The 26,452-nt window shown below is 42.8% G+C and carries 22 protein-coding genes, 1 tRNA gene and 1 other RNA gene; 15 read left to right on the top strand and 9 right to left on the bottom strand.

Features of this window, described 5'->3' with window-relative positions; all coding sequences use genetic code 11:
• Nucleotides 1–56: 56 nt before the first annotated feature.
• From ACKI39_RS07535 to ACKI39_RS07495, 9 genes are all read right to left on the bottom strand, one after another.
• Nucleotides 57–2,012, bottom strand: a complete 1,956-nt coding sequence (locus ACKI39_RS07535) for a tudor domain-containing protein (protein ID WP_407399203.1) — start codon at nucleotides 2,010–2,012, stop codon at nucleotides 57–59.
• A gap of 24 nt (nucleotides 2,013–2,036) precedes the next feature.
• Nucleotides 2,037–3,149, bottom strand: coding sequence for a M50 family metallopeptidase (locus tag ACKI39_RS07530; protein WP_407399201.1), 1,113 nt, complete (start codon nucleotides 3,147–3,149; stop codon nucleotides 2,037–2,039).
• Between the two features lie 15 nt (nucleotides 3,150–3,164).
• Entirely contained in the window at nucleotides 3,165–4,274 is a 1,110-nt protein-coding gene (gene dxr / locus ACKI39_RS07525) for a 1-deoxy-D-xylulose-5-phosphate reductoisomerase (RefSeq protein WP_407399199.1), read from the bottom strand.
• Complete coding sequence (locus tag ACKI39_RS07520) at nucleotides 4,274–5,158, bottom strand: phosphatidate cytidylyltransferase (RefSeq protein WP_407399197.1); 885 nt, start codon at nucleotides 5,156–5,158, stop codon at nucleotides 4,274–4,276. Before ACKI39_RS07520 ends, dxr begins: the two co-directional genes overlap by 1 nt.
• Entirely contained in the window at nucleotides 5,155–5,892 is a 738-nt protein-coding gene (gene uppS / locus ACKI39_RS07515) for a polyprenyl diphosphate synthase (protein ID WP_407399195.1), read from the bottom strand. The genes ACKI39_RS07520 and uppS overlap by 4 nt, the downstream gene beginning before the upstream one ends.
• A 6-nt stretch (nucleotides 5,893–5,898) precedes the next feature.
• Nucleotides 5,899–6,438, bottom strand: a complete 540-nt coding sequence (gene frr, locus ACKI39_RS07510; RefSeq protein ID WP_407399193.1) for a ribosome recycling factor — start codon at nucleotides 6,436–6,438, stop codon at nucleotides 5,899–5,901.
• A gap of 116 nt (nucleotides 6,439–6,554) precedes the next feature.
• Nucleotides 6,555–7,388 carry a translation elongation factor Ts gene (gene tsf, locus ACKI39_RS07505; protein ID WP_407399191.1) on the bottom strand — a complete coding sequence of 278 codons (834 nt, stop codon included), beginning with the start codon at nucleotides 7,386–7,388 and terminating at the stop codon, nucleotides 6,555–6,557.
• Between the two features lie 54 nt (nucleotides 7,389–7,442).
• The gene (gene rpsB, locus ACKI39_RS07500; RefSeq protein ID WP_318691215.1) at nucleotides 7,443–8,312 is read right to left on the bottom strand and encodes a 30S ribosomal protein S2; all 870 of its coding nucleotides are present in this window, start codon (nucleotides 8,310–8,312) and stop codon (nucleotides 7,443–7,445) included.
• A 169-nt stretch (nucleotides 8,313–8,481) separates the two neighbouring features.
• The gene (locus ACKI39_RS07495; RefSeq protein WP_407399189.1) at nucleotides 8,482–9,075 is read right to left on the bottom strand and encodes a Maf family protein; all 594 of its coding nucleotides are present in this window, start codon (nucleotides 9,073–9,075) and stop codon (nucleotides 8,482–8,484) included.
• A 130-nt stretch (nucleotides 9,076–9,205) separates the two neighbouring features.
• Between ACKI39_RS07495 and ACKI39_RS07490 the strand changes: the two genes are divergently transcribed.
• The 15 genes from ACKI39_RS07490 to ACKI39_RS07420 all read left to right on the top strand — a co-directional run bounded on the left by ACKI39_RS07490 (nucleotide 9,206) and on the right by ACKI39_RS07420 (nucleotide 26,419).
• Nucleotides 9,206–9,279: transfer RNA gene (locus ACKI39_RS07490), tRNA-Arg, on the top strand.
• Between the two features lie 28 nt (nucleotides 9,280–9,307).
• The gene (locus ACKI39_RS07485; RefSeq protein ID WP_407399187.1) at nucleotides 9,308–10,255 is read left to right on the top strand and encodes an MBL fold metallo-hydrolase; all 948 of its coding nucleotides are present in this window, start codon (nucleotides 9,308–9,310) and stop codon (nucleotides 10,253–10,255) included.
• Between the two features lie 11 nt (nucleotides 10,256–10,266).
• Entirely contained in the window at nucleotides 10,267–11,325 is a 1,059-nt protein-coding gene (mltG, locus tag ACKI39_RS07480) for an endolytic transglycosylase MltG (RefSeq protein WP_407399185.1), read from the top strand.
• Nucleotides 11,325–13,130: a DNA primase gene (gene dnaG / locus ACKI39_RS07475; protein ID WP_407399183.1), complete on the top strand. Its 1,806-nt coding sequence runs from the start codon at nucleotides 11,325–11,327 to the stop codon at nucleotides 13,128–13,130. Before mltG ends, dnaG begins: the two co-directional genes overlap by 1 nt.
• Before the next feature lie 236 nt (nucleotides 13,131–13,366).
• Entirely contained in the window at nucleotides 13,367–15,160 is a 1,794-nt protein-coding gene (gene rpoD / locus ACKI39_RS07470; RefSeq protein WP_407399245.1) for an RNA polymerase sigma factor RpoD, read from the top strand.
• A 101-nt stretch (nucleotides 15,161–15,261) separates the two neighbouring features.
• Nucleotides 15,262–16,137, top strand: coding sequence for a zinc ribbon domain-containing protein (locus ACKI39_RS07465; protein ID WP_407399181.1), 876 nt, complete (start codon nucleotides 15,262–15,264; stop codon nucleotides 16,135–16,137).
• A gap of 29 nt (nucleotides 16,138–16,166) precedes the next feature.
• Nucleotides 16,167–16,562: RNase P RNA component class A (gene rnpB / locus ACKI39_RS07460), an RNA gene on the top strand.
• Between the two features lie 26 nt (nucleotides 16,563–16,588).
• Nucleotides 16,589–17,545, top strand: a complete 957-nt coding sequence (locus tag ACKI39_RS07455) for a tetratricopeptide repeat protein (RefSeq protein WP_407399179.1) — start codon at nucleotides 16,589–16,591, stop codon at nucleotides 17,543–17,545.
• 55 nt (nucleotides 17,546–17,600) lie between these two features.
• The gene (locus tag ACKI39_RS07450; protein WP_407399177.1) at nucleotides 17,601–18,653 is read left to right on the top strand and encodes a rod shape-determining protein; all 1,053 of its coding nucleotides are present in this window, start codon (nucleotides 17,601–17,603) and stop codon (nucleotides 18,651–18,653) included.
• The gene (gene mreC / locus ACKI39_RS07445; RefSeq protein ID WP_407399175.1) at nucleotides 18,653–19,555 is read left to right on the top strand and encodes a rod shape-determining protein MreC; all 903 of its coding nucleotides are present in this window, start codon (nucleotides 18,653–18,655) and stop codon (nucleotides 19,553–19,555) included. The genes ACKI39_RS07450 and mreC overlap by 1 nt, the downstream gene beginning before the upstream one ends.
• A 1-nt stretch (nucleotide 19,556) precedes the next feature.
• A complete protein-coding gene (mreD, locus tag ACKI39_RS07440) occupies nucleotides 19,557–20,066 on the top strand; it encodes a rod shape-determining protein MreD (RefSeq protein WP_407399173.1) in 510 nt (169 codons plus the stop codon).
• On the top strand, nucleotides 20,066–21,985 hold the full coding sequence (mrdA, locus tag ACKI39_RS07435; RefSeq protein WP_407399171.1) for a penicillin-binding protein 2: 1,920 nt from the start codon (nucleotides 20,066–20,068) through the stop codon (nucleotides 21,983–21,985). Before mreD ends, mrdA begins: the two co-directional genes overlap by 1 nt.
• Nucleotides 21,982–23,301, top strand: a complete 1,320-nt coding sequence (gene rodA / locus ACKI39_RS07430) for a rod shape-determining protein RodA (RefSeq protein WP_407399169.1) — start codon at nucleotides 21,982–21,984, stop codon at nucleotides 23,299–23,301. Before mrdA ends, rodA begins: the two co-directional genes overlap by 4 nt.
• A gap of 11 nt (nucleotides 23,302–23,312) precedes the next feature.
• Nucleotides 23,313–26,051 (top strand): TIGR03960 family B12-binding radical SAM protein, encoded by a 2,739-nt coding sequence (locus ACKI39_RS07425; protein WP_407399167.1) that lies wholly within the window; start codon nucleotides 23,313–23,315, stop codon nucleotides 26,049–26,051.
• Nucleotides 26,048–26,419, top strand: coding sequence for a Rid family detoxifying hydrolase (locus tag ACKI39_RS07420; protein ID WP_407399165.1), 372 nt, complete (start codon nucleotides 26,048–26,050; stop codon nucleotides 26,417–26,419). The genes ACKI39_RS07425 and ACKI39_RS07420 overlap by 4 nt, the downstream gene beginning before the upstream one ends.
• Nucleotides 26,420–26,452 lie beyond the last annotated feature (33 nt).

Raw genomic sequence — 26,452 nt, 5'->3', positions numbered from 1 at the left:
CATATTAAATGTTTTTGCTTGGCTGCATAATGCAAAAGTTTTTTGTTTAGTTGCTGTCAGTTTACAAGGTCAAACCATTCACCGTCTGTGGTAAGTACCCAGTCTGCGATCAGAACCTGAGAGCCGGAATTATACCATGAAATGCTTCCGTTACGGTTAAGGACAGCAACCTTGTTGCCTGTGGAAGCTGCCTTGATTGGCATGGAAGCAGAACGCTTGTAAACAGTTGTCTTTCGTGTTCCTGTATTGCAGGCACGGACTGAGTTCTTTCCAATGTTTGTGAAAACAAGTGGCAGCTTGATTGTTGTAAATGCAGAGCTGTCTTCGGCTGTAAGGCTAAAGAGGGAAGTCTGTACATTTGTTCTTGGGTTGTACGAGAATACTTCTGTTTTTATACCGTTTGTAGAATTGATTCCAATACCATAGAGATTTGAATTTTCATTGTTAGAATCATAGCTTAACGAGAAAGCCACATCACCGTTAAACTTCAAAGGTACGGTTTCCCCAGTCTGAAGGTTTACATTTATGAGTGGACTGTCACCTCTGCCTGTTCCTGTCTTTGCAACATAGAGGGTGTTTTCGTCAATTAAAACTGCATCCTGAATTGAGGTTCCTGTATAGACCTCGTTGTTTGAACCGTCATTCATGTTGTATATGAATACAGAACTGGTACCAGAAACATAAATGATTTTATTTTCTACAATTCTAAGTGCTCTAATCTGATTTGTGGGATTAAAAAGAGCATCAAGATTTTCGCTACCATCAAGAGAGAAACATTGAACTGTCTTAGCCGTATTGCGTGACCAGAGAATGATCTTGTCCTTGTGTTTAATAAGATTGCTGTGGCTAGGGTTGCTTCCAATCCTGCTCATGATTTTAGTATCAAAGGAAGTCTTGTAGATGCTGTTGTTTGTAAGGAAATAGAATTCCGTGCCGCTTGCATCGATATCGTAGATTTTCTGATACATGTTTTCCGTGATGGCAAAGAGGCTGTAAAGCTCTGATTCAGGAATATCTGTCATGGTGTAAATGTTGCCCGACTGTGTGCCAAGCATGATGGAACCCGCATTTTTTGAAGCGCATGTAAAGGAATCGCGTCCTTTGAGTCCGGTAAAGTTCTTGACGACTAAAGGAGTTGGTACATTAAAGCCTGTCAAAAGCTTTTTTAGGTTTTCAGCATTTATAAGACGGAGCGACCATGTTCTTCCTGATTCCGAGGTAAAATAAAGTCCCTGCTTGTCACCTTGATCATACTCTGAAGCAAAAATGAGACCGTTGTTGGCAGGATATGTGGCAAGGGTTTTCCCGTCGGCAGCATCAATGATATAAACGGTATTGTCCTTGATGCCTGCAAAAAGTCTGTTGTTAAGTTTTCCTGTTCCAAAGATCATCGGCTGCTGAAGTGCAGGGACCGTAGAGAATTTCTTTTCTGTTTTATGCGTCTGCATGTTGTAATAGAAAATTGCTCCAGTTCTTGAATAAAGGACTGCTTTTTTTTCTGAAGCCCCTGTTTTTGCCATTGTAATTATGCCTGGTACGTCGCTGACTTTCTTGATTACGTTTCCCGTCCTGGAATTTAGAATGAAACAGCCATTGACTGCGTTTGTTCCTACTATGAGGTAGTTTCCTTTGGCAGAGAATGTAAGGGACGCAATGGAATCTGAAAAACGTTTTGAAAAACGCTTTGAAAAGTTGCGTGGGTCAACGACCGTGACACGGTGTACAGAAATTCCATCAGTTTCGTAAACTGCAACATCACCTGACACTGGATTTCTTGCGACTCGTTGTATCTGAAGATCGGAAACCTGATAATGTTCTCCCATGCCGTCAGAAGACCATTTTACAAGAAAGCCGTCATTTCCTGCGGAGTAGAAGTTGCTGTCAAAATTTGAAGCTGTTTCAAATGGCTGTATGTAGTTAACCTTTCCTTCATGGGATTGTGTAGAAACATAAGCCTGGGCATATGCAACGGAACCTATAATCATTGTCAAGGTGTATAAAATTTTCTTCATTTTCATATCTCAAATTGTCCTTTTTTACTTCTTCATGAAATACATAATGTCTCCAAAAAGAGCAAACATCATCAATACTGCTATTATACCAATTCCTGCCATCTGAATATAGTACAGTACCTTAGGTGAAAGCTTCTTTCCAGAAAGCCATTCGATGAAAGCAAATAGAATCAGTCCTCCATCAAGAATAGGAACTGGAAGTAGATTGGTCAGGAAAAGGGAGATGGATATCATCGCAAGGAATTCAAGGGTACTTACGATTCCAGCCTTAATGCCAGCGTTGAAGCCCTGTTGTACAGTAGTGCCAAGCATTGATGTTATGCGAACAGGTCCTGAGACGGCGTTCTGAACTTTGATTCCCTTAAAAAGAATTCTTATGCTTTTAAATGTAAGCTGAATTACTTTCAAGGATTCAACGATACCTTCCTTTGCCGCTTCTGCCATATTCTTTCTTTCATGTACTCTTTCAACAATTGAATCTTTGTCGGATACTATGCCGACCTTTCCGCTTCCTGTTTCCTTGTCAAGATCTGAATGTATAACAATTTCAATAAGGGTACCGTTACGGTCCACTGTAAATAAAAGTTCTTCGTCTGGATGGGTAGCTACAAAAGATGCGATTTCTGCAAAATCAGAAACCTCAGTGCCGTTGATTTTCTTAATGATATCTCCAGATTCCATGCCTGCTTCGTGGGCTGCTGAATGAAGTTCAGGATAGATTTCGTCCGCCATGGAAACCTTCGTTCCTGCACTGTAGTAGGTGTAGCCGATGAGTGCGATCAAAAAGAATGCAAGAAATCCAAAAAAATAATTGAAAAAGGGACCTGCAAAGGCGATCAATAGCCTCTTTAGGGGGTGTACGCCATAAAATGAATCGTCCGAACCTTCAATGGTTTTTAGATTGCTGTCAAGGGCATTCCTGAAATCCTGTTCACCTTTCATGGCACAGTAACCGCCCAGCGGTATAAGTGAAAGCCTATAGTCTGTATCCTTGATGGTATGGTGTAAAAGAATTGGTCCCATTCCAACGGAGAAAGCCTCAACCTTAACTCCAGATATTCTTGCCGCTATGAAATGTCCAAGTTCGTGGAAAAAGACAAGAAAACCAAGACCGATGATTCCCAATAAGAATGTCAATTTTATATCTCCCGTCTAAGATGCTATGAGTGAAGCAAGTATTTCCCTAGCAGCTTCCCTGGCACATCTATCAGCTTCATAAACTTTTTCAATGCTGTCAGGTGTGGCTGACCAATCCTTTTCAAGGGTTTTTGCTACAATTTCAGAAATTTGAAGGAATGAGCATTTTTTTTCTATGAAGGCGGCTACTGCAATTTCATTGGCTGCGTTGAAGGCTATTGTATATGAATTGCTTTTTCTTGCACATTCATATGCCAATGCAAGCAGAGGAAATGAATCCATTCTAGGAGGAAAGAATGTCATTTCCCCGCAGGATGCAAGATCGAATGGTTCAAGATAATTTTCTTTGTACTCTGGCCAAACCAAAGCACCATAAATTGGATGCCTCATATCAGGATTTGAAATCTGTGCATAGAGAACACCGTCTTTTGTTCGCACCAGTGAATGGATGAGGCTTTGCGGATGTACAACGACCTTTACTTTATCTGGACTAAAATCAAAAAGCCTTACTGCTTCTATTACTTCCAGCCCTTTGTTTGCAAGGGATGCACTGTCGATTGTGATTTTTGGTCCCATGCTCCAGGTTGGATGCTTGAGTGCATCCTCCACAGTGACTGTCTTAAGCTCCTCGTCGGAAAGTTTACGGAATGGTCCACCGCTTGCGGTAATTACGATTTCAGATATGTTCTCTGTTCCTATTTTCTGTGTTAGGTTGAAAATGGCGCTGTGTTCGCTGTCCACTGGAACAATGTGGCAATTGTGTTTTGCTGCAAGATCCTTTACGACATGCCAAGCCATTACAACAGTTTCTTTGTTTGCCAGGGCAAGATCGATTCCATTCTCCAAAACCAGAACACTTGGTTCAAGTCCAACTGCTCCAGCTATTCCGTTTACAGCAATATCCGCATTGCAGTTCTTTATGAGCTCTTCAATTCCTTTGATTCCGTCACGGGAAAAGACGGTCCCTTGACAGCAGAATTCCTTGCAAAGGGCGTCGACGGCATCTTCATTTTTTCCTGCGGCAACTCCACAGACCTCAAAATCTTCTGGCATGTTGCGGCAGATATCGATTGTCTGTTTACCGATGGAACCTGTACAACCAAGAACTAAGATTCTTTTTTTCATCAGTGCAATGGTCCAAAAAGGATATTGAAAAGGATGTAGAAGACAGGAGCAGACATTACGATGGAATCGATTGAATCAAGCATTCCACCACGACCAGGGATTACATTTCCACTGTCCTTTACTTCTGCCGATCTCTTGAAGACAGATTCTGCAAGGTCACCGACGATTGAAGAAAAGGCGATGAAAAGACCTGTAATGATAAGCTTAAGCATACCGTCACCAAAAATATCATTCCAGATGAAATATCCAAGGATACCTGCACCTGCCGCCCCAATGAATCCACCGATGAAACCAACGAGGCTTTTGTTTGGACTTGCCTTTACAAAACCACGGGTGCTCTTTCCAAAAAGAACTCCCATGAACCATGCGATGCTGTCTGTGAAAAAGACCATAAGGAGGAATATGCAGATACATGGAACTGTGATGCTTGAACCGTCAAGCTTCCAGACAGTCATTCTTGATATGAAAGTAAGGAGAAATCCCGTATATGTAATGATGAAAGTAGATGATGCAATCCTGTCAATTGAGTCCTTGAACTCATCGGCGGTAAAAACTTCAAGGAAAAGGATTAAAAGAAGGATGAAGATATATGCATAGGTGACGATTTCCTGTCCGCTAGGAAGGGTGATGTTGAACATAGGTGGAACGACTGCATTGATTCCAGCGATTACCGTCAATAAGGTAGCACAGGTAACAATAAATTTTCTTGGCAAAAGTTTATGGTTCTTTGCAAAGATATTGTAGAGTTCATTTGCTCCAATTCCCGTCGCAACGGAAAGAAGAACATGAAGTGGCAGATGGTTTAGGGTAGGCCACACGACGATTCCCATTACTACGGGAACACCAACAAAAAATGCTAATAAACGGGAAGCAACTTTACTCATACGGGTACAGCTCCAAATCTTCTAGTTCTTTTCTGGAATTCCACAATATCGCTGAAGAATTCTTCTTTATGGTAATCAGGCCAGAGGGTATCCTTAAACAAAAGTTCGGCGTAAGCAGAATGCCACATCAAGAAATTGCTCAGTCGTTTTTCTCCGCCTGTTCTGATCAGTAAATCAACATCAGGAAGCTCTGGTACATCAAAGCTTTCTGAAATTGATTTTTCTGTTATGGTCGTAGAATCAATTCCTTCAGAGACAAGCTTCTTTATACCGCGAACTATCTCATCGCGTCCACCATAGTTGATTGCAAGGCAGATTGTAAGTTTGTCTGTAAATGATTCCGTGTCTTTTTCAATCTTATTGATATCTTCCTGTACATTTTTAGGAAGACCAGTTCTGTCTCCAAGAAGTCTTACCCTTATTCCGTTTTCTTTGCAGAAAGCAAACTCTGAAAGTAGATAAGTGTGGATCAGATTCATCAGAAAACCGACTTCCTGTTCCGTACGCTTCCAGTTTTCAGTTGAAAAAACATAGAAAGTTATGTACTTAAGTCCAAGATCAGAAGCAGCCTTAGCGATTTCTTTTGCACGCTTAAGACCTTCTGTATGACCGTTTGTGCGAATCAGGTTCCGGTTTTTTGCCCAGCGGCCGTTGCCGTCCATGATGATTGCTACATGTTCTGGCAGCTGGTCCCTGTTGATTTCAATGTTAGTTGAAACTGATGAATCTGTCATAGGAAATTATTCCATTATTTCCTTTTCTTTGGCTTCATAAACCTTATTGATTTCATCAATGTATTTATCTGTAAGCTTCTGAAGCTTGTCAGTTTCTGTCTTAAGCTGATCTTCTGTGATTTCTCCAGCTTTCTGCTGCTTCTTAAGATCATCGTTACCATCACGACGAATGTTGCGGATTGTCGTGCGGTAGTTTTCTGCAGTTGCCTTAGCCTGTTTTACAAGTTCCTTACGGCGGTCAGCTGTTAGAGGTGGAATTGCAATGCGGATAACTTTTCCGTCGTTGTTTGGGTTCAAGCCAAGTTCAGCCTTCTGAATTGCCTTTTCAATGTCACCCATGATTGACTTGTCAAATGGAGAAATTACAAGTGAGCGTGCATCTGGAACCGAGATTGTTCCAACCTGGCTGAGTGGAGTAGGTGTTCCATAGTAGTCAACACGAACTTTATCCAAAATTGATGCGCTTGCACGGCCTGTGCGGATTGTGTTGTATTCATCCTTGAGAGCATTTACTGTTTTTTCCATGCGGCTTTCGTTGTCTGCCATAATTGTCTCCATAGAATTAAAATTAAAAATCAGGTGCCGATAACCGACACTGTATGCCATAAACTTAAATAGCGGCCAGCCCCGAAAGGCAGACCGCCATTCTTACTTTTCAGTAATTATTTTCCAAGAAGGAGAAGGTTGATGTCAGCAAATGAAAGTGTTGCACCAACTGACTTTCCAACTTCGTCAAGCTTTGCCTTAACTGTTTTCTTGTCATCCTTAACGAACATCTGGTCTTCGAAACAGATTTCTGCAAGGTGCTTGTTGATCTTGCCCTGAAGGATTCCTTCCTTAACGTTTTCTGGCTTGCCTGCCATCTTTTCGTCCTGATCCATCTGAGACTTGAAGATGCTCTTCTGTTCTTCGATGTATTCAGCTGGAACTTCAGCTCTTGTGTTGTAAGCAGGTGTTTCTGCAACGAGGTGCATACAGCAGTCGCGTGCAAATTCCTTTACCTTGTCGTCTGCTGAACCCTTGATCACTACAACACCAGCCTGCTTGAAGTCTGTGTGGATGTACATACCTGCAGATGCATCAGCTGGAACTTCGATGAGCTTTACTGTGCTCAAAGACATGTTTTCGCGTGTGCGTGTTGCAAAGTCGAGAACAATGTTCTTGAGTTCATCGTTTGCTTCTGTATAACCCTTTGCAAGAACTTCTGCGAGAACCTTTTCACCTGTAGCGATGAAGTCAGCGTTCTTTGCTACGAAGTCTGTTTCACAAGTAACTGCTACGATAGCAATCTTGTTTCCTTCCTGCTTGATGTAGATGCGTCCTTCAGATGTTGCTCTTTCTGAACGCTTTGCAACTGCAGCAAGACCCTTTTCCTTGAGGATCTTTTCTGCTTCTGCCATATCACCGTTAGCATCTGTAAGTGCCTTCTTGCAGTCAAGCATACCAGCACCAGTTGCCTTGAACAATTCTTTTACCATTGCTGCTGTAATAGCCATTTTAATATCCTTATAAATAGGTTTGTAGGGGACCTTGCTCAGATCCCCAGTTGATTATTTGTTTGTGTAGTTGTCTTCGTCGAGAAGTTCGCTTTCTTTCTTGTCAGCTTCTACATCTTCTTCTTTAGCTTCTGTAGGCTGATAGTTAGAATAGTCAACGATTTCTTCGTCATCCTTCTTTGTTGAAGCATCTGTTGTAACTTCTTCTTCGTCACCGAGTGTATCGATGATCTTGAGACCCTGTTCGTTGTCTGCTTCGATTACTGCGTTAGCAATGATTGATGTGAAGAGGGAGATAGCGCGGATAGCATCGTCGTTACCTGGGATTGGGTAGTCGATTCCTTCTGGGTTACAGTTTGTATCAACGATAGCAACGATTGGGATGCCCATGCGGCGAGCTTCAGCAACAGCGATCTGTTCCTTGTGTGTGTCGATGATGAAGATTGCTCCTGGGAGTTCCTTCATATCCTTCATTCCGCCGTAGTTCTTTGTGAGCTTTTCCTTTTCCTTGAGGAGGTTAGCTACTTCTTTCTTTGTAAGGTTGTCGAATGTTCCGTCAACTTCCATCTTTTCAATCTTCTTGAGACGGAGGAGGGACTTCTTGATTGTTGCGAAGTTTGTGAGTGTACCACCGAGCCAGCGGCTGTTTACGTAGTACATGCCACAGCGTTCAGCTTCCTTTGCGATAGCCTGCTGTGCCTGCTTCTTTGTTCCAACGAAAAGAACTGGTTTGTTAGCTGATGCAACCTTGCGGATAACATCGTAGCTGTCTTTGATTGCAGTGATTGTCTTCTGCAAGTCGATGATGTGGATTCCATTGCGTTCTGCGAAGATATACTTCTTCATACGTGGATCCCAACGCTTTACCTGGTGACCAAAGTGTACACCTGATTCAAGCAAACTCTTCATGGTTACTACTGCCATTTGAGTACTCCTTCACTTGGAAAAACCTTATGACCTTCCTTAGGCAGGTTCTTCCTTCCTGATCTTTTTCTCGTGACTGCCTAAAACAGCCCGGATGATTTCGTAACACCTGACAAGCAAACAGCAATGTCAAATGCCCGGCAAACTGCCCATTCTACGAACGGACGGCTTATCTTTCGAAAAGCTTATAATTTTGCTCGCGTAGCATATCACAAAGTTCATATATAGGCAACCCCACGACAGAACTTTCAGTGCCTTCCACCTTCTGTATGAAACATGAGCCGCTCTCCTGGATCCTGTAGCCGCCCGCAGCACCATGCCATTCGCTTGTCGAAAGATACCATTCGATGTCCATGTCGCTCATAGGAGCAAAGGTGACCTTGTTTACGCTGGTCCTTGTCGACATGTAGTGGATTGAACCGTTATAAAGTGCGATTCCCGTGATTACCTTATGGGTGTTACCCTGGAAGGTCTTGAGAAATTCTCTTGCTTCGTCAGCATCCTTAGGTTTTCCATAGATCTTGTTTCTATAAATTATGGCAGTATCGGCGGCGAGCACCCATCCGATTTCATTGTCCTGGGAAATGTTCCTGACTACGGCATCCACTTTCTTTGCCGCAAGATATTCAGGAGCCATTTCTGGCTTGATGTCCTTTGGGACTGATTCGTCGATGTCTGCGGGATGAACGATGTAGGGGATTCCAAGGGACTTGAGGATCTGCTGTCGTCTTGGTGACGAAGATGCTAAAATGATTGGTTCCATAATTGAATATAATATAGCAAATTTTCCATTTTTATGCCACATATGGATAACATTTCGTTTGTGGTCATGGTCTCCTGATTCTCCATGCGTTGACATTCTGTGGACTAGAATATATCTTTTATGTTTGACTGAGAGATTAGCTCAACTGGATAGAGCGTTGGCCTCCGGAGCCGAAGGTTGTGGGTTCGAATCCCGTATCTCTCGTTTCTAAAGTGGGAGGATATAGAAAAAAATGTTCATTCATTTCTGGGGAGTACGAGGATCTTTGCCAAAACCTCTTAACAATGAGCAGGTTCAGGCTAAACTTACGGCAGCAATTGCCAGAATGACGCCAAAGGACCTTGAATCACCAGAGTCCAAGATGAGGTTCATTTCTTCTTTGCCTGACTGGATCTATGGTACCTACGGCGGAAACACTCCTTGTATAGAATTGAGACCTAAGAGCGGTGAAGTCATTCTTCTTGACTGCGGTACAGGTCTGCGTGACTACGCCATATATGGAAAGCAGCCTGAGGACAAGCATTACACCATATTCATGTCCCATCTGCATTGGGATCATATCCAGGGGTTTCCTTTCTTTGGACCATCATTCAACCCTGCGGTGACCATCGATATCTATTCTCCAGTAGACAATGCTGAAGAATGCTTTGAAAAACAGAGTTCGACACCGTTCTTTCCACCGAATGGATGCTGGAAATCGGTTAAGAACCAGTGCCACTTCCACAAAATAGAGGAAGGAAAGCCTATAGAACTTTTTGGTCTGAAGATTGAATGCCATAAGATGTTTCATCCTGGAGATTCCTATTCATATTCTTTCCAGGAAGGTCACAAGAAATTCATCTACTGCACCGATGCAGAGCTTCAGGCAAGCGATTTTGACAAGAGCGTGGAAAGGAATTTCTATTTTCAGGATGCGGACGTACTCATTCTGGACAGCCAATACACAAATCCAGAGGCTGCAAAAAAGGTGAACTGGGGGCATAGTTCCTTCAGCAGGGCGGTGGAATTTGCCTCCCTATGGAATGTTTCGGACCTCTATTTCTTTCATCATGAACCTGCATATGACGACAAGAAGCTTGATGCAATCCTTTCAGCAGGCATCAATTATCAAAAATATAATGCCGAGGGCAATGAAGTTAAGATACATATGTCCCGTGAAGGTCAGGAGATTGTCCTCTAGGGCTGAATGATATGATGAAAGCAAAAAAGGCGTTTACCCTTATCCTTTCTCTTTTTCTCTGGATGGTGGCGGTTGCCTGTGTATCCGTTGTCGTGGCTTTGTCCATTTGGTTCCATTCAATCAAGCCTGTCACTTCCATCGAGGAAGAATATGTAGGCAAAATCACTGTGCCTGCAGGAACTTCAGTAAGACAGATAGCAGATACACTTGAAAAAGAGAAATTCATCAGGTCGTCAAGGATACTTTACATCGCCGTCCGCTTCAATCTGTTTGACAGATCCAAGGCTTTTACCTTGAAGAGCGGAACCTATACGCTGAGAAGCACCATGAGCCTTAAGGAAATCTATGAACTCCTTCAGTCTGGGGAACAGGAATACATCAACGTAAGCGTTCCAGAAGGGCTTACTAAATCCAAGATCGGAAGAATTCTCGAAGAAAAAAACATCTGTACTGCCATGGAATTCCTGCAGTCATGCAGTGATGAAAAGCTGCTTTCAGAATATAGGATTCCAGGGCTTTCCTTTGAAGGATACCTTTTTCCAGACACCTATTTCTTTATACATGGAATGAAAGGTGAAGATGTTGTTCGTACGATGGTTGACAATTTCTTCAAGAAGATTTCAGAGATTCCCTCTTTTGTAGACATGGACAGACAGCGGCTTCACGAGGTGGTAATTCTTTCTTCCATAATTGAACGGGAATACCGCATCAAGGATGAAGCTCCTGTGATCGCCAGTGTCTTTACAAACAGGCTCAGACACAACATAGGGCTTTATTCCTGTGCTACCATTGAATACATAATCACAGAGATTCAGGGACTTCCTCATCCAGGAAGAATTACATACAAGGACCTTAAGATTGACAGTCCATACAATACCTACATGTGGGCAGGTCTTCCTGAAGGTGCCATATCGAATCCAGGGACAGTGGCTCTTGAAGCCGCCTCGAATCCTGCCAAAACGAACTACTATTTCTTTGTCCTTACCGATCCGACAACAGGCAGACATACATTCAGCACCAGCTTTGATGAGCACAAGGCTGCGGAAAACACAAACTACGTTTCAAAATAATGGCAGGTTTCATTTCTCGCGAATCAATAGAAGAAGTCTCTAACAGAACCGACATAGTACAGGTTGTAGGGGAAAGAATTCAGCTTACCCAGAAGGGCCGTGACTGGTGGGGGTGCTGTCCTTTCCATCAGGATAAGACACCTTCCTTCAGCGTTTCGCCTGAAAAAAAATTTTATTACTGTTTCAGTTGTCATGCCACAGGAACCGTCATAGATTTTATAAAGGAGATGGATAAGGTATCCTTTTCCGAGGCAGTTTCTCTGCTTGCAAAAAAAGCTGGCGTGATACTCAAGTATGAAAACGGTGGTACTGAGAGGCAGCGTGAAGATCCCAACGCAAAGCTTAAGGAAGAATATCGCTCACTTTATACAAGGATGGCGGGAACTTTCCACTATGCACTGATGGAGACGAACGCAGGAAAATTCGCCCTGGATTACATCACCAAGAGGGGACTTACAAAAGAGACCCTGGAAAAATTCAAGATCGGATATAGTCCCGAGGATAGATTCTGGCTTAGGAAATTTCTTGAGGGCAAAAGCTATTCCAAGGAATTTCTTGATAATTCAGGACTTTTCAACAGAAAAAGACCCGACACGGCATTTTTCTGCGGAAGACTCATGTTTCCGATCTTTGACCGCAACGGAGACTGCGTCGCCATGGGAGGAAGGTTCCTTCGTGGTAGCGATTTTGAAGCTCAGTCAAAGTATAAGAATTCTCCAGAGCTGATGCATTACAAGAAGGGCAATATTCTCTATGCCTTCAATTTTGCAAAGGAAAGCATAAGGCGAAACAAGAAAGTGATTTTCTGTGAAGGTTACATGGACTGCATCGCATACCATCAGTGTGGAGTCGATTATGCGGTTGCTACACTGGGAACTGCAATGACCATGGAGCATCTTCACATAATCAAGCCTTTTGTCGAGGAGGTTCTTCTTTCTTTTGATTCCGACGCAGCAGGGCAGAAAGCAACCAGACGCTCCATACTTATGTGCAGAAGCCTGAACATTCCTGTTAGGGTTGTCCAGCTGCAAGGTGGAAAGGATCCTGCAGAAATTATGCTCACTTTTGGTGCTGAATACTTGACAAAGCAGGTAAACGGTTCTAGATTTGATTTCGAATTTCTTATCTCTAAACTGCAAGAATTATATCCTAAAGACACCCCTTGGGGAAAATCTAAAGCATCTTTAGAATATTTCGAGTATATAGATTCTCTGCAGTCCAATGTAGAAAAGGAATCCTGTCTGGAATTATTCAGTCAGGCATATGCAATTGAAAAGGAGGCTCTTCGCCAGGATTACTTAAAGCGTGAAAATGTTCGTGCTAGGTTGAATCAGTTCAATAACAATCAGATTACGGCAGAGAAAAAAGAAAAAATCGTAATGACTGCCGAACTGCAGGCTGTAATGACAGCGGTGAACGATGTGAACCTCTTCAAGAAGATGCACGAAGAAATCACAAAGGATGATCTTCGGGAAGAAAGTTCCAGACAATTGTATTCTGCCATGGAAGAGTGTTGCATCAACGACAGTTTTTCAGTAAGCAATATACTTATTCGGTTGGAAAGCGATGAATTGAAGGGACTGGTAGTAAAGTCCACTGATGTCCATGGAGACACTATCGCAGAATCGGCGGAAGGAAGCATTCGCTACCTGAAAAGCAAGGTCCTTGAAAGCAGAAAGCTCAAGATCAGGGAAAGGATTGAAGTTCTTTCACGGAGCTCTCTGCCAGAGGATAAGATGGAACTGGAAAAACTTCTTAAGCAGAAAATGGAAGTTGATTCCAAAATTCAAGATATGAAGGGTTAATAATGGCTAAAAAGCAACCTGAAAAAAAATCAACGGATAAAAAAAGTGTAAAAAAGGCAGCCCCAAAGGCAAAGAAGGCTGCAAAGTCAAAGAAAGCAGAGGATGAAATCATCGAGCAGGAAGAAGAACTGGAAGATGACGATGATCTCGCCGACGATGACATTGATTCTGACAATGATTCAAATGAAGACAAGGAAGCTTCTGAATTCTCTGATGAGGATGGAGAAGACGGAGACATGGACGGCGATGAACTTGCCCAGGATCCGCTTGTCAAGAAACTTATAGATTACGCAAGCACAAAACAGATCATTTCCTGGGATGAAATTACGGAAATCCTCACTGCGGATGTGGTGAATTCACCAAAGATGGAGGATGTTCTTCAGCTTCTTACAAAGCACAACATCCAGGTCATGGAAGAAGATGAGCTTCTTGATGAAGATGAGGACGATGGCGGCGAAGATGACGAGGAATCTGATGAAAGTCTTTCAGATGAAGAAGGACAGGAAGTAGACCTTGGAAAGACTCGTCTCGTCGCAAATGACAAGGATTCAAGCATCGATGATCCTATCCGCCTATATTTAAGGGAAATCGGTAAGGAAAATCTTCTTACAGCTGAGCAGGAAGTCACACTTTCAAAGCAGATGGAAGAAGGACTGAACATCATCAAGAAAGTTATCAGCAATTCTGGAATGATCATTCCTGAATTCTATACAATCTGCCATACAATCTACAAGAAGATCGATCCTCACGAGCCTGGAAAGGCAAGAAAGGAAATCAATGAGCTCATGGCGGAACGTCGTCGTCTCAGAAGCTGCTATGTCGAATATGTAAAGCCTATCCGCGAGCAGATGGTTGAATACATCCAGCTTAAGAAACAGCTTCATACAGAAGATCCTTCTATGAACATCTTCAACGATGAAAACCTTATTGCCCTCCGTGAAGCAATCAAGGCAAAGGTAGTTGACGCAGAACTTCAGACAGAGGAAATCGAGACTTTCAGCAACAAGTTCATCGTAGCCTCAAAGAAAATCGACGAATATCATACAATTCAGGACCGCCGCATGAAAAAGCTTCGCATCACAGATGCAGTTGGCTTGAGAAGCATCGGTCGCCGCCTTGCCATCCGTGCAGAATCTGTTAAGCTTGAAAAGGAACTTGGCCTTACAGCCGATGAAATCCGTTCAGACTATACAGAAATCCAGAAAATCGACAGAAAACTGCGTGAACTGGAATATGATTTCGAAAACTCCGTAGATGAAATCATTGAAATGAAGCAGGAAATTGAAAGAGGACGCCGTCAGCTTGAACGCGCAAAGAACCGCCTCATCAATGCAAACCTCCGACTCGTTGTTTCCATTGCAAAGAAGTATACGAACCGCGGACTCCAGCTCTTTGACCTTATCCAGGAAGGCAACATCGGCCTCATCAAGGCTGTTGAAAAGTTCGAATACCGCAAGGGCTATAAGTTCTCAACTTATGCCACATGGTGGATCCGTCAGGCTATTACAAGGTCTATTTCAGACCAGGCACGCACAATCCGTGTTCCTGTCCATATGATCGAACAGATCAACAAGGTTGTCCGTGAAAGCCGCCAGCTCATGCAGAAACTTGGACGAGAACCTACCGACGAAGAAATCGCAGCACAGCTTTCATGGCCTTTGTCACGCGTCAAGCAGGTCAAGAATGTTGCCCGCGAGCCTATTTCCCTTGAGACTCCTATCGGTGAAGAGGAAGACAGCTCATTGGGAGACTTCATCGAGGACAAGGAAGTTGAGAATCCAGCAAACCAGACTGCCTATACTTTGCTTCAGGAACAGCTGCGTTCGGTTCTCAGCACCTTGCCGCAGAGAGAGCAGGAAGTCCTCAAGATGAGGTTCGGTCTTGATGATGGATATTCACTTACACTTGAGGAAGTTGGTCTTTATTTCAACGTTACCCGAGAAAGAATCCGTCAGATTGAGGCCAAGGCTTTGAGAAGACTCCGACATCCGCGTCGTGCAACTGGATTGCGTGACTATATTGATTCGTAAATTTCCCATACTGTGTAGACATAAGAAAAGATTTTCTGTAAACTTTACTGACGCTTATTTTATGCTCTACACATAATTGTATTACTACAAGAGGTTGCTTTATGCAGAAGACAGATGAAATGCCAATGACAGAACAGCTGGATAGACTCAAGGGTCTCCAGGAAGTACTCGCAAACAAATATGAACTTGAATCACAGTTGGAAGAACTGCCTAAGTCTTTGGATGGCGATACACAGAGTCTTGACCGCTTTAAGAAGGAATATATCCAGAAAAATACTGAATATGAAGAAAAGAAGGCTCAGGTAGCAAAACTCAAGGAAGAGCTGGACGAAGCACAGAAAAAGCGTGAAGAAGGCGAAAAGGGAATGGATGCCATTTCCACACACCGTGAATATGAGATTCTCCAGAAACAGATAGACGAAGCTCAGGCTATTGAAGATGAAAAGCGCAAGGAACTCCAGAAGGAAGAAAAGGCTCTTGAAGAACTTAACGACACTCTCAAGGGACACGAATCATTCATTTCTTCTACAGAGGCAGATGTAAATGAGAGACGTGAGAACCTTAACAAGGAAGTTGCTGAACTCAATAAGAAACTTGAGTCCCTCATCAAGAAAGAAAACGAGATGAGCGAAGGTATCAATCCTGAGATCATCATGAAGTTCCAGCGTATCATCAGACGCAATAATAAGGGTATTGTTGCTGTTGCAGGCAATGTCTGTGACGGATGCCACATGGTTCTTCCTGCACAGTTTGCAAATGAAGTTCGTCACAACGATCAGATTCGTTTCTGTCCTTACTGCAGCCGCATCCTCTTCTATGATGAAAGCATCGTATCGACAGTATATTCTCTCCAGAGCGATGACCTTGTTGATGATTCTGACGAAGACCTCATTGACGGTGAAGGCTATGGTGATGAAATTGACGATTTGGTTGATGGAGATTCTCCAGACACTTCGTCAATGGACAATGATCTTTAATTTTCAGTGTCCAGATTAATGCATAAAATATAAGGATATGTGATCGCGCCGATTCAGGTGATGATACTTGAAGTCGGTGAGGTAAAGTCCGGGCTCCATCGGAAAAGATGCCGGGTAATAACCGGGCAGAAAAGGGAAGCTGTACGGCTTGCTGTGCATAGCCCCTGATCTGACAGACAGTGCTACAGAAAATTACCGCCTGAGCAATCAGGTAAGGGTGAAAAGGCAGGGTAAGAGCCTACCGCGTTGCTGGCAACAGAACGGCATAAGTAAACCTCATCTGGAGCAAAATCGGATAGCAGTTTGGATTCCGACCTTATACTGCGGGTAGGTTGCTGGAGGTACCTGGTGACAGGTATCGCGGATAGATGATCACGCATTACTTTGTAATGTTCCAGAACCCGGCTTACCATATCCTTAACCTTTTCAATAAATTTGGGTGGGAAGATAAATGAAAGGGAGATATGGACTGGAGCTTTATTATCATAGGAGGCGTGTTGTCATCCTTGGTATTATTGCTTCAATAACAGGCTTAATAGTAATTTCTTTTCTCTCTTTTTTTCTTGTCAAAGTTTTCCGCGACAAAATTTTAAATTCAGATTCCGTGTCTTCCATGTATTCAAACTGGGATTTACATAACCTGGAAGGATATAGGAATGTCTACAACGTTTCACTTCAGATCCTAGAAACAAAACCATATCACAACAATGCCCTTGCTTTTCACGGCTATAGCTCTTTTATGCTTGCTGAATATGAGACTGACAATCAAAAGGCGCGTGCACTCCTTGATGAGGCGATATTCAGTCTTAGAACTGCCATGAGGAACTGCAAGGAGAATTCCCTTGCTCAAATTGAATACATGCTTGGCAGATCATATTTTTACAAGGATAAGATTTCAAACTATCATTACTATTCTGATCTTGTGGTAAAATATCTTACGGATGCGCAGGAAAGAGGCTATAAATCTGACGATATTCCTCTTTTGCTTGGATTAAGCTATGCATCCTTGGGAGAAACCGACAGAAGCATCGCTTCATTTACGGAGGCTTTGCTTGTCAGGGAATCGGATACACTTTTATTTGACATTGCCAAGCAGTACTGCAAGAATGAACAGCATTCTGTGGCAAAGCAATACCTTGTAAGGGTTCTTGAGACCAGCAGCAATGAAGAACTATTGAACAGCAGTCACATCCTTTTAGGACAGATATACATCAACGAAGAGAACTATGATGAGGCAGAGTCGGAATATAATTATATCCTGCAGAAGGATGACAACTCCGCTGACGCACATTATGGACTTGGTGTAATCTATGAAATCAGGGGTGACAGCATCAAGGCAAGGGCCGAATGGAGAAAATGTCTGAAGATTCAGTTCAACCATCCAGGAGCCCTTAAAAAGATGTCTTGACAGGCTTGATCTTGTCGGGGCTGTATGAATTAAAAAATTACGTTGGAGGATAAATATGGGATTTTTTGATAATTTTACTACTGATATCGGTATCGACCTTGGTACCTGTAACACATTGATCTATGTCCGAGGACAGGGTATCGTCGTTGATGAACCTTCTGTTGTAGCCGTAGAAAAGGGAACTGGTCGCGTTGTTGCTGTCGGAAAGGAAGCTAAGAGCATGCTCTGGAGAACTCCAGGTGACATTGAAGCCATCAGACCTCTTGCAGATGGTGTTATTTCTGACAGCGATTCTACAGAAAAAATGCTTAAATACTTCATTCGCAAAGTAATTCCAAAACATCACCTTTTCAAGTCCATCCGTATGAAGATCGGTATTCCTTCATGCATAACACAGGTTCAGCAGGATGCCGTAATGGCAGCAGCACTCAAGGCAGGTGCCAAGGAAGTCAAGCTCATCGAGGAAAGCCTTGCCGCAGCAATCGGTGCTGAAATCCCAATCTATGAACCTGCAGGACATATGGTTTGTGACATCGGTGGTGGTACGACAGAAGTTTCCGTCATTTCCCTTGGCGGTATGGTAGTAACCAGCTCAATCCGTGTTGGTGGAAACGCTTTTGATGAATCAATCATAAAATACATCCGTAAGGAACATAATCTTGTCATTGGTCAGCAGACTGCCGAAAAGCTCAAGATTGAAATCGGTAATGCAATGGCAGAGAAGAACGTTGATGGAGACAAGATCCGTAAGGTTGAAATCAAGGGTAACGATGCAATCACTGGCCTTCCACGTCGTCTTGAAGTCGATTCTGTGGAAGTACGTGAGGCTCTCAAGGAACCTGTCAATAAGATCGTTGATGAAATCAAGAGAGTATTCCAGGTTACACCACCAGAACTTGCAGCAGACATCATTGAACGCGGAATAGTAATGGCAGGTGGTGGATCCATGCTCAAGGGACTCAAGGATCTCATCAAGGAAAAGACAAATGTTCCAGTCCTTCTTGTTGAAAGACCTCTTGAAAGCGTTGCTAAGGGTGCAGGTGAGGCATTTGAACTCTTCAAGGAAATGTCTTCAAGCCGTTCTATTTACGAGAACCTTAACGACTGATGAACAGACTCAAAAAGTCCATCAAGATTAGGACTGCAGAAATCCTGCTAGGTTTCTTTATTCTCATTGGAGGAAATTCCCTGGCGTTCCATAGCGGAAGTTTCATCGTGAATTTCAACAAGGTTGGATTTTCACTTGTTTCTTCCGTGCAGGAAGGTGTTGCCAGCATATTTGGCTACGGAAAGAAATTCATAACCGCCATTCATGATGTCGTAGTTCTGCAGAAAGAATATCAAGCCTTGACAGAAAAGCTCAAAGACTATGAATACATGCAGAGGTCCAACACTGAAATCCGTAAGGAAAACGAACGCCTCAAGGAACAGCTTCAGTTTGCCACTGACCTTGAATACAAGAACATTGCAGCGCAGATAATCGGACGAAATCCAGACAATCTCTACTCAGGAATAACAATCGGAAAGGGTTCCAGAAGTGGAATCAGAAAGGGAATGCCTGTAATCGCCATACAGAATGGAAATGTCGGTGTCGTCGGCAAGGTCGTGACTGTCGGCATCAGCACAAGTCTTGTCATGCCTATATATGACACAAAATGCAATATTTCTGCCCGTATCCAGAATACGCGGGATATTGGTATTGCTAGTGGATCTGGTTCCTATGACAGTCCTATCATGCTGAACTATATCCGTAAAAGGGTACTTGATGACTTTAACCATGGAGACCTTGTTGTTTCCAGCGGTGAAAATGACAACTACATGAAGGATATTCCAATCGGACGCATTTCAAAGATCACAGTCCTTGACTATGATTCTTCCCTTGAGATTGAAGTTGACCCAGTCATCGATTTCATGAGACTTGAAAATGTTCTTGTTGTTGACCATAAGCATGGGAATGACAGACCTCCTATGTCAGATGATATGTCAGCAAAAAAGAAGGAGAATGAATAAAATGGTTAGATCGTTTTTAACAAGTATTGTCATTCTTCTGTGTACCTCAGTCTTTGAGTCTGCAGTTCTTTCCAACATTACTTTTTTACCAGCAATCCCAGACCTATCACTTATATGTGTTGTTTTCATTGCGATCCACAACGGTAAGGTCTACGGTGAGACTTCTGGTTTTTTCAGCGGACTGTTCCTTGATTTTCTTGGGGCCTGTCCACTCGGATTCAACTGTCTTTATAGAACCATCATCGGATATGTGGGGGGAAAATTCTGCAAGATTCTTAATACGGAAGGGTTTGCCGTACCTTTCCTCATCGTAATGATCTCTACAGGAATGAAGGTTCTTTTGATTCAGATAATCTCCCTGCTTTTTCCTGCAGTGACAGTCGCCTACAGAATCATTTCATTCACTTTCCTTTTTGAACTTCTTGCAAACAGTTTTCTTGCACCGTTTGTATTCAGGCTGCTCAGAGTGTTCAAGAATTCTCTTGTTCTTAGACCGGAGAATGTACACTGATGAATGAAAGCCGCTATGTAAACACAGCCTTTGAGGATGTAAGACATACAGATAACTCTGTCAGAAAGAACTATAAGGTTGCATTTCTTTTTTTCCTTGTTGTATCCTGTTTCTCTCTATATGCCCTTAGATTGTTTTCCCTTCAGATTGTCAATGGTGATACATACCGTAAACAGTCCGTCCGAATTTCAAGTACAGTAACGACAATTACGCCTCAACGTGGTGAAATCTACGACCGTAATGCACAGCTTCCTATGGTCATCAATACGGATTCCTTTGCCGTCGATATGCGCCCTGGTGAAATACCAAACGATCATTTTGATACGGTTGCTACAAAGCTTGCAGAATATCTTGGAATTTCCAAGCAGCTTATAGACAACAAGATTCCAAGGAAGATGAGGGGGAGTTTTTCTCCTATTGAAATCAAGACAAATGTTTCCTTTGAAGTCATTTCAAATATTGCAGAGAATTTGACTGATTTGCCAGGTGTATCCTGGAGAAATAAACCTGTCAGAAACTATGTTGAAACTGGATCCATCTGCCATGTTCTTGGTTATGTAGGAAATATTACCAGCGAAGAATTGAACATCATGTTCAATAGAGGTTATGAAGCCAATTCTGTTGTAGGTAAAACGGGAATTGAGCGACAGTATGACAGTCTTCTCAAAGGTGAACCAGGAACCATCAGCCGAACCGTCGATGTTCATGGACGCATCCTCAGCGACAAGCCTGTCGTCACACCGCCAAAAAGTGGAAAAAATCTCATACTGACCATTGACAGCCGAATCCAGCGTCTTGCAGAAAAAGCACTCGGTGAACGCATCGGCGCAACAGTTGTACTTAAACCTGCATCAGGAGAAATCATCGCCATGGTTTCTTACCCTTACTTTGATGCCAATGTTTTCTCTTCTGATGACTATTCGGTTCAATACTCCTTGCTTGCCAACGACAAGAACAAACCGATGCTCAACAGAGTAGTCAATGCGGAATATCCACCAGCTTCCACCTTCAAGACCATCATGTCTACCGCCATTCTTTCAGAAAAAGTCTATCCTTCTGAAAAGAAAATAGAATGTCCTGGAAGAATAACCTATGGTGACCGTGTTTTCAGATGCCATATCGGGGTACCAGGTCACGGCTGGCTTGATATGAAAAATGCCCTAGCTCAAAGCTGCGACGTGTATTTCTGGGTGATCGGTACTGATTATCTTGGTGTTGACCGCATCTCTTCATATGCACAGGAATTTGGATTTGGACAGAGCCTTGAAATTGACCTTCCAGCCCAGGCAAAGGGAACTGTTCCTACAGCTCAGTGGAAGTGGAGGAAATATCGCGAAAAATGGCTTGGTGGTGATACCATGAACATTTCCATCGGTCAGGGGTATACACTTGTAACACCTCTCCATGTCGCAAATATGATGGCTATGGTCTGCAACAGTGGAAAGATCTACAGACCCCATCTTCTAAAGGAAGTCCGCGATCCTTCACAGAACAATGAGGTTGTAATGGAAATGAAGCCTGAGGTTCTCCACGAATCTACAGTTGCACCTGAAGTATGGAAGGAAGTTCAGAGAGCCTTGAGGTACACAATCTCCGACGGTACTGCGGTTTATCCAATGGGAAATAAAACCGTTCAGATTGCAGGTAAGACTGGTACAGCCGAAGTAAACGGCTACGGTAAGGATCACTGGCATTCATGGATGGTAGCCTATGCTCCATATGACGCACCTCCTGAGGATCAATATGTTGTCGCCACCCTTGTTGAAGCCGTCAACAAATGGGAGTGGTGGGCTCCATATGCCACAAATATAATCATCAACGGTATAGTAAACGACCTTACATTTGAGGAATCTGTCGATGCCCTTAAATTCAGGCACTTGCTTAACCAACAGAATACACAGGGAGGAAGACGAGAATGAAATTCAAGATCTTCAGCAAAATCGACTATCTTCTTCTTCTTTGCATTGTATTTCTTACTTCCATTGGAATTGCCTTTATCTATTCCTCTGGTTTCAACTCTGACGGAATCAATGTTTCAAGGGAATATATCAAGCAGATCATTTGGCTTAGCTTAGGTCTTGTTGTTATGCTTGTGGTATCCATGTTTGACTACAGAAGGCTAAATAAATATTCCCAACATTTTTTCGTTGGAATGATCGTTCTTCTCATATACACAAGACTCTTCGGTAGGCTTGTTAACGGAGCCCGCAGCTGGATAGGCATCGGAGATTTTGGAATTCAGCCTTCGGAGCTTACTAAGATCGCTTTTATCCTTTTCCTTGCAAAGTATCTTGAGAGATCACAGAAGGAAGATCCATCCAAGAGGTTCTTGAAATGTCTTGGTATTCTTTTTGTTCCAATGGGAATCATTCTTCTGCAGCCTGACCTTGGAACAGCCAGCGTTTTCCTTCCTGTTTTCCTTTTCATGTGCTTCATGGCAAATGTACCAGTGAGATATCTTCTCATTGTATTCTTTACGGGTATGATCACAATCACCCTTACTGTTCTTCCTGTCTGGGAATCCGAGATCCTCCACAAGTCCATTCCTGTTATGCATATCCTTACAAATTTCAAGCTCAAGATGCTTGTTTTTGTCGCCATGCTTGGAATTGCCATCATCGGTTTGATAGGACTTGTTCTATTCCATAAGAAGTACTATTACTGGATTACATATTTTGCAGGTATTCTCTCAACTTCAATTCTCGGCTCCGTTGCAGCAGGCAAAGTCCTTAAGCCTTATCAGATAGCCCGTCTTATCGTATTCATCGATCCTTACAGCGATCCTAAGGGAAGTGGATGGAACATCATTCAGTCACAGACCGCCATTGGAGCTGGAGGACTTTTAGGTAGAGGATTTCTTCAGGGAAGCCAGAGCCATAGACGATTCCTTCCACAGCAGTCGACCGACTTTATTTTCAGTATTTTTTCTGAAGAAATGGGTTTTGTAGGCGGTATCGTAATGTATGCGGCTTTCCTTTGCATACTTTTAAGAATTCTTTATATCATCAAGCAGACTACCAACAACTACAGCTGCTATATTGCAAGCGGTATCCTGGGAATGTTCTTCTACCACTTTATTGTCAATGTCGGAATGGTCATGGGAATAATGCCAATCACAGGTATTCCTTTGCCTTTCATGTCCTATGGAGGTTCCGCATTGCTTACAAACATGATTGCTATCGGTCTTATAATGAGCATCAATAGCCGTCGTTTGGATTTCAGTTCTGCTATTTAATCAGGTATCAAATGAAACTTATAGACCCTTTGAATACATTTGGACCTTTACTCAATTCTGTTCAGGTTCCTTCAAGATATGTTGGTGGAGAATTCGGCGTGACAATAAAAAACCATGCCGACAACGACCGTTTGTTCAATTTTGCAGTGGCATTCCCTGATATGTACGAAATCGCCATGTCAAACCTTGCCGTCAAGATCATCTATAACGGCCTCAATTCGCTTCCTAACGTTCGTTGTGAACGAGTCTTTGCACCAGCACCTGATTTTGAGGAGCTTATGAAAAGCAAGGAAGTTCCTCTATATACCCTGGAAACAGGAATGCCTCTTTGCAGCACGGACATGATTGGTTTTTCCATCGGCTATGAACTTGGAATTACAGAAGTCATTGCAATGCTTGAAGATGGAAAGGTTCCTGCCTTTGCAGCTGATAGAAAGGAAGGTGATCCTATCGTAATTGCAGGAGGCTGTGGCGTAACGAATCCTGCTGCTTTTTCAGATTTTTTTGACGCCTTTATCATAGGTGAAGCTGAGCCTGTTCTTTTTGAAATGGTTTCGGAGCTTGCTTCCATGAAAGAAAAAGGAGCCTCCCGAAACGAGCTTCTTGCATTCATGGAAACAAAAAGCTTCATCTGGACAAAGAAAAAATGTACAGGAAATGACAGAAAAGTCGCACGTCGTGCAGTTCAGAATAATTTTGGTCTAGTACCTTCGATTCCTTCCTGGTTTCCATTGCCTTCAAACAGACCTGTTCAGGATCATGGTGTAATTGAGATCATGCGCGGATGCCCAAACGGATGCCGTTTCTGTCATGCAGGCGTTTACTATAGACCAACCCGTGTAAAAAATTTAAAGCTTATTATCGACGAAATCGATCACCTTGTCTTTGATGCAGGTTATCGCGAAATAAGCCTTAACTCCCTTTCCAGTGCAGACTTTCCTGATGTTGGTGGACTCCTGGATTTGCTCAATGAAAGGTATAAGGGATTCAATGTTTCTTTCCAGCTTCCTTCACTAAAAGTAAACAGCATGTCTCTTGACATACTAGAAAAGCTTTCCACAGTCAGGAAAAGTGGTTTGACATTTGCCGTTGAAACTCCAGAGGAAATGTGGCAGCTGAGCCTCAATAAGGAAGTCTATGCCCAGCACCTTGAAGAAATTGTCAGGGAAGCAAAGAAACGTGGCTGGAGCAGCGCAAAATTCTACTTTATGATAGGTCTTCCTTTGGGAGACTATTTCTCAGAAAACAAGCTGGAGCCTGGAAGTGAAGGAACGGAAGAGAGAGCCATAGTTGATTTTCTTATTCCTCTGCAGGCAAGAACAAAAATACAATGTAATGTCAATGTCGGTGTATTCATTCCAAAGCCACATACAGCTTATGAAAGAATGAAACAGATCACACCAGAAGAAGCCCAGAAAAAGATCGACTATATTTACCAGAATCTACCTAGAGGAAAATTCAAGATTGGACGGCATAATTTCAACGCAACGATACTTGAAGGACTTTTAAGCCGTGGAGACCATAGGGCTGGAAAAGTCATCTATAGCGCCTACAGGAAAGGTGCCCGATTTGATGCATGGGACGAATATCTTAGGGAAAACTTCGGAAAATGGCAGGAAGCCTTTGAAGAAGCGGACTATGATGTCCTTGATTATATCTATAAGGAATGGTCCTTTGATGAGGAACTTCCATGGAGTGGTGTAAGTCTTGGTCCTTCGCCAAGCTTCTATAAAAAAGAATGGGACAAGAGCCTGCAAAGCGTCCTTACTCCAAAATGTACAAGCAACTGCGACCACAGATGTGGAATCTGCAACACCGCGGAAAATGTGGAGGTCTACACTCCAGAAAAGATAGAATCAGTCTCAAAATGTCTACAAAATAAGACAATTCAGGTACCAGAAACCGTTCCTGAATGCAATATTCAGGTCATGTACAGGGTTATATTCAATTTTCAGCGCAAAGATGGAGGAGAATTCACCGCATATCTTTCCCAGGTTGAGATTTTCCACAAGGCCATTCTTAGATCTGGACTTAGGTTCGTCTTTACCTCTGGCTTTAATCCTCTTCCTAGGCTGGAATTTGCTACAGCCATGACCCTTGGTGTTCCTTCCTATGAAGAAACAGCATCGTGTCTTCTTTACGACGACCTGGATCCAAAGATATTCATTGAGGCGATGAATAAGGTTCTTCCAGATAATCTTCATGTGACAGAAGCTTTTATTTTCCCTGTCACAAACCTTAGAAAGAGGGAATCCCTTACAACTGGATTATGGGGTGCAGTATACACTTACAGATTCAACGACAAGGCTGTTGAGGACAGTTTTTTTGCAAGTGATATTTACAAAGCCTTCAAGGAAGACAATCCAGAAGTCAAAGTCACGAGGAATGAATCCATTACAGTAAAATCTCCAGTCAGCGATAAAAAGCTTAGGCAGGCAATTGAAGAATTCACCTGCAAAAAATGGTTCCAGGTTGTCGATGTTGTAAAGATTCAGACTTTGGCAAAACCAGAGATTTCAGGGTGGACAGCTGCAGATGAGGATAAATGGCGTCACGACAGCAAAAATTTCAAGAAGACAGAAACTGAATCAGAGCACACGGAACCTATTCCTTTCATGGAGCTTTACAAACAGATAGCAAGGATCAACAAGGAATTGATAGAAAAAAGACAGGAACTTACACAGGAGCAGGTAAAATTCTATGAGGACCACCCTGATGTAAAGAGTAAAAGAATGGGAGATAAAAAATGAAAGCAATATCAACAAAAAACGCACCTCAGGCAATCGGACCATATTCACAAGGATATGTATCAAATGGGTTTGTTTTTACATCAGGTCAGATTGCCATTGTACCTTCAACAGGAGAAATTATTGAAGGCGGAATAGAAGAGCAGGCAGAGCAGGTCTGCAAGAATGTATGTGCTGCCCTTGAGGCTGGGGGAAGTTCTGCTGATAATGTGGTAAAGACAACCTGTTTCTTATCAGATATGGGAGACTTTGCCAAATTCAACCAGATATATGAAAAATATTTTCCAAGTAAACCTGCACGCTCTTGTGTGGCTGTGAAAACACTTCCAAAGAATGTACTTTGTGAGGTTGAAGCCATAGGAGAAGCATAACCACTGTATTTAAGAAACCTAACAAAAATTGTT

This window comes from Treponema sp., assembly GCF_045641405.1.
Classification (GTDB): Bacteria; Spirochaetota; Spirochaetia; order Treponematales; family Treponemataceae; genus Treponema_D.
This window is presented reverse-complemented; position numbering and strand designations above follow the sequence as displayed.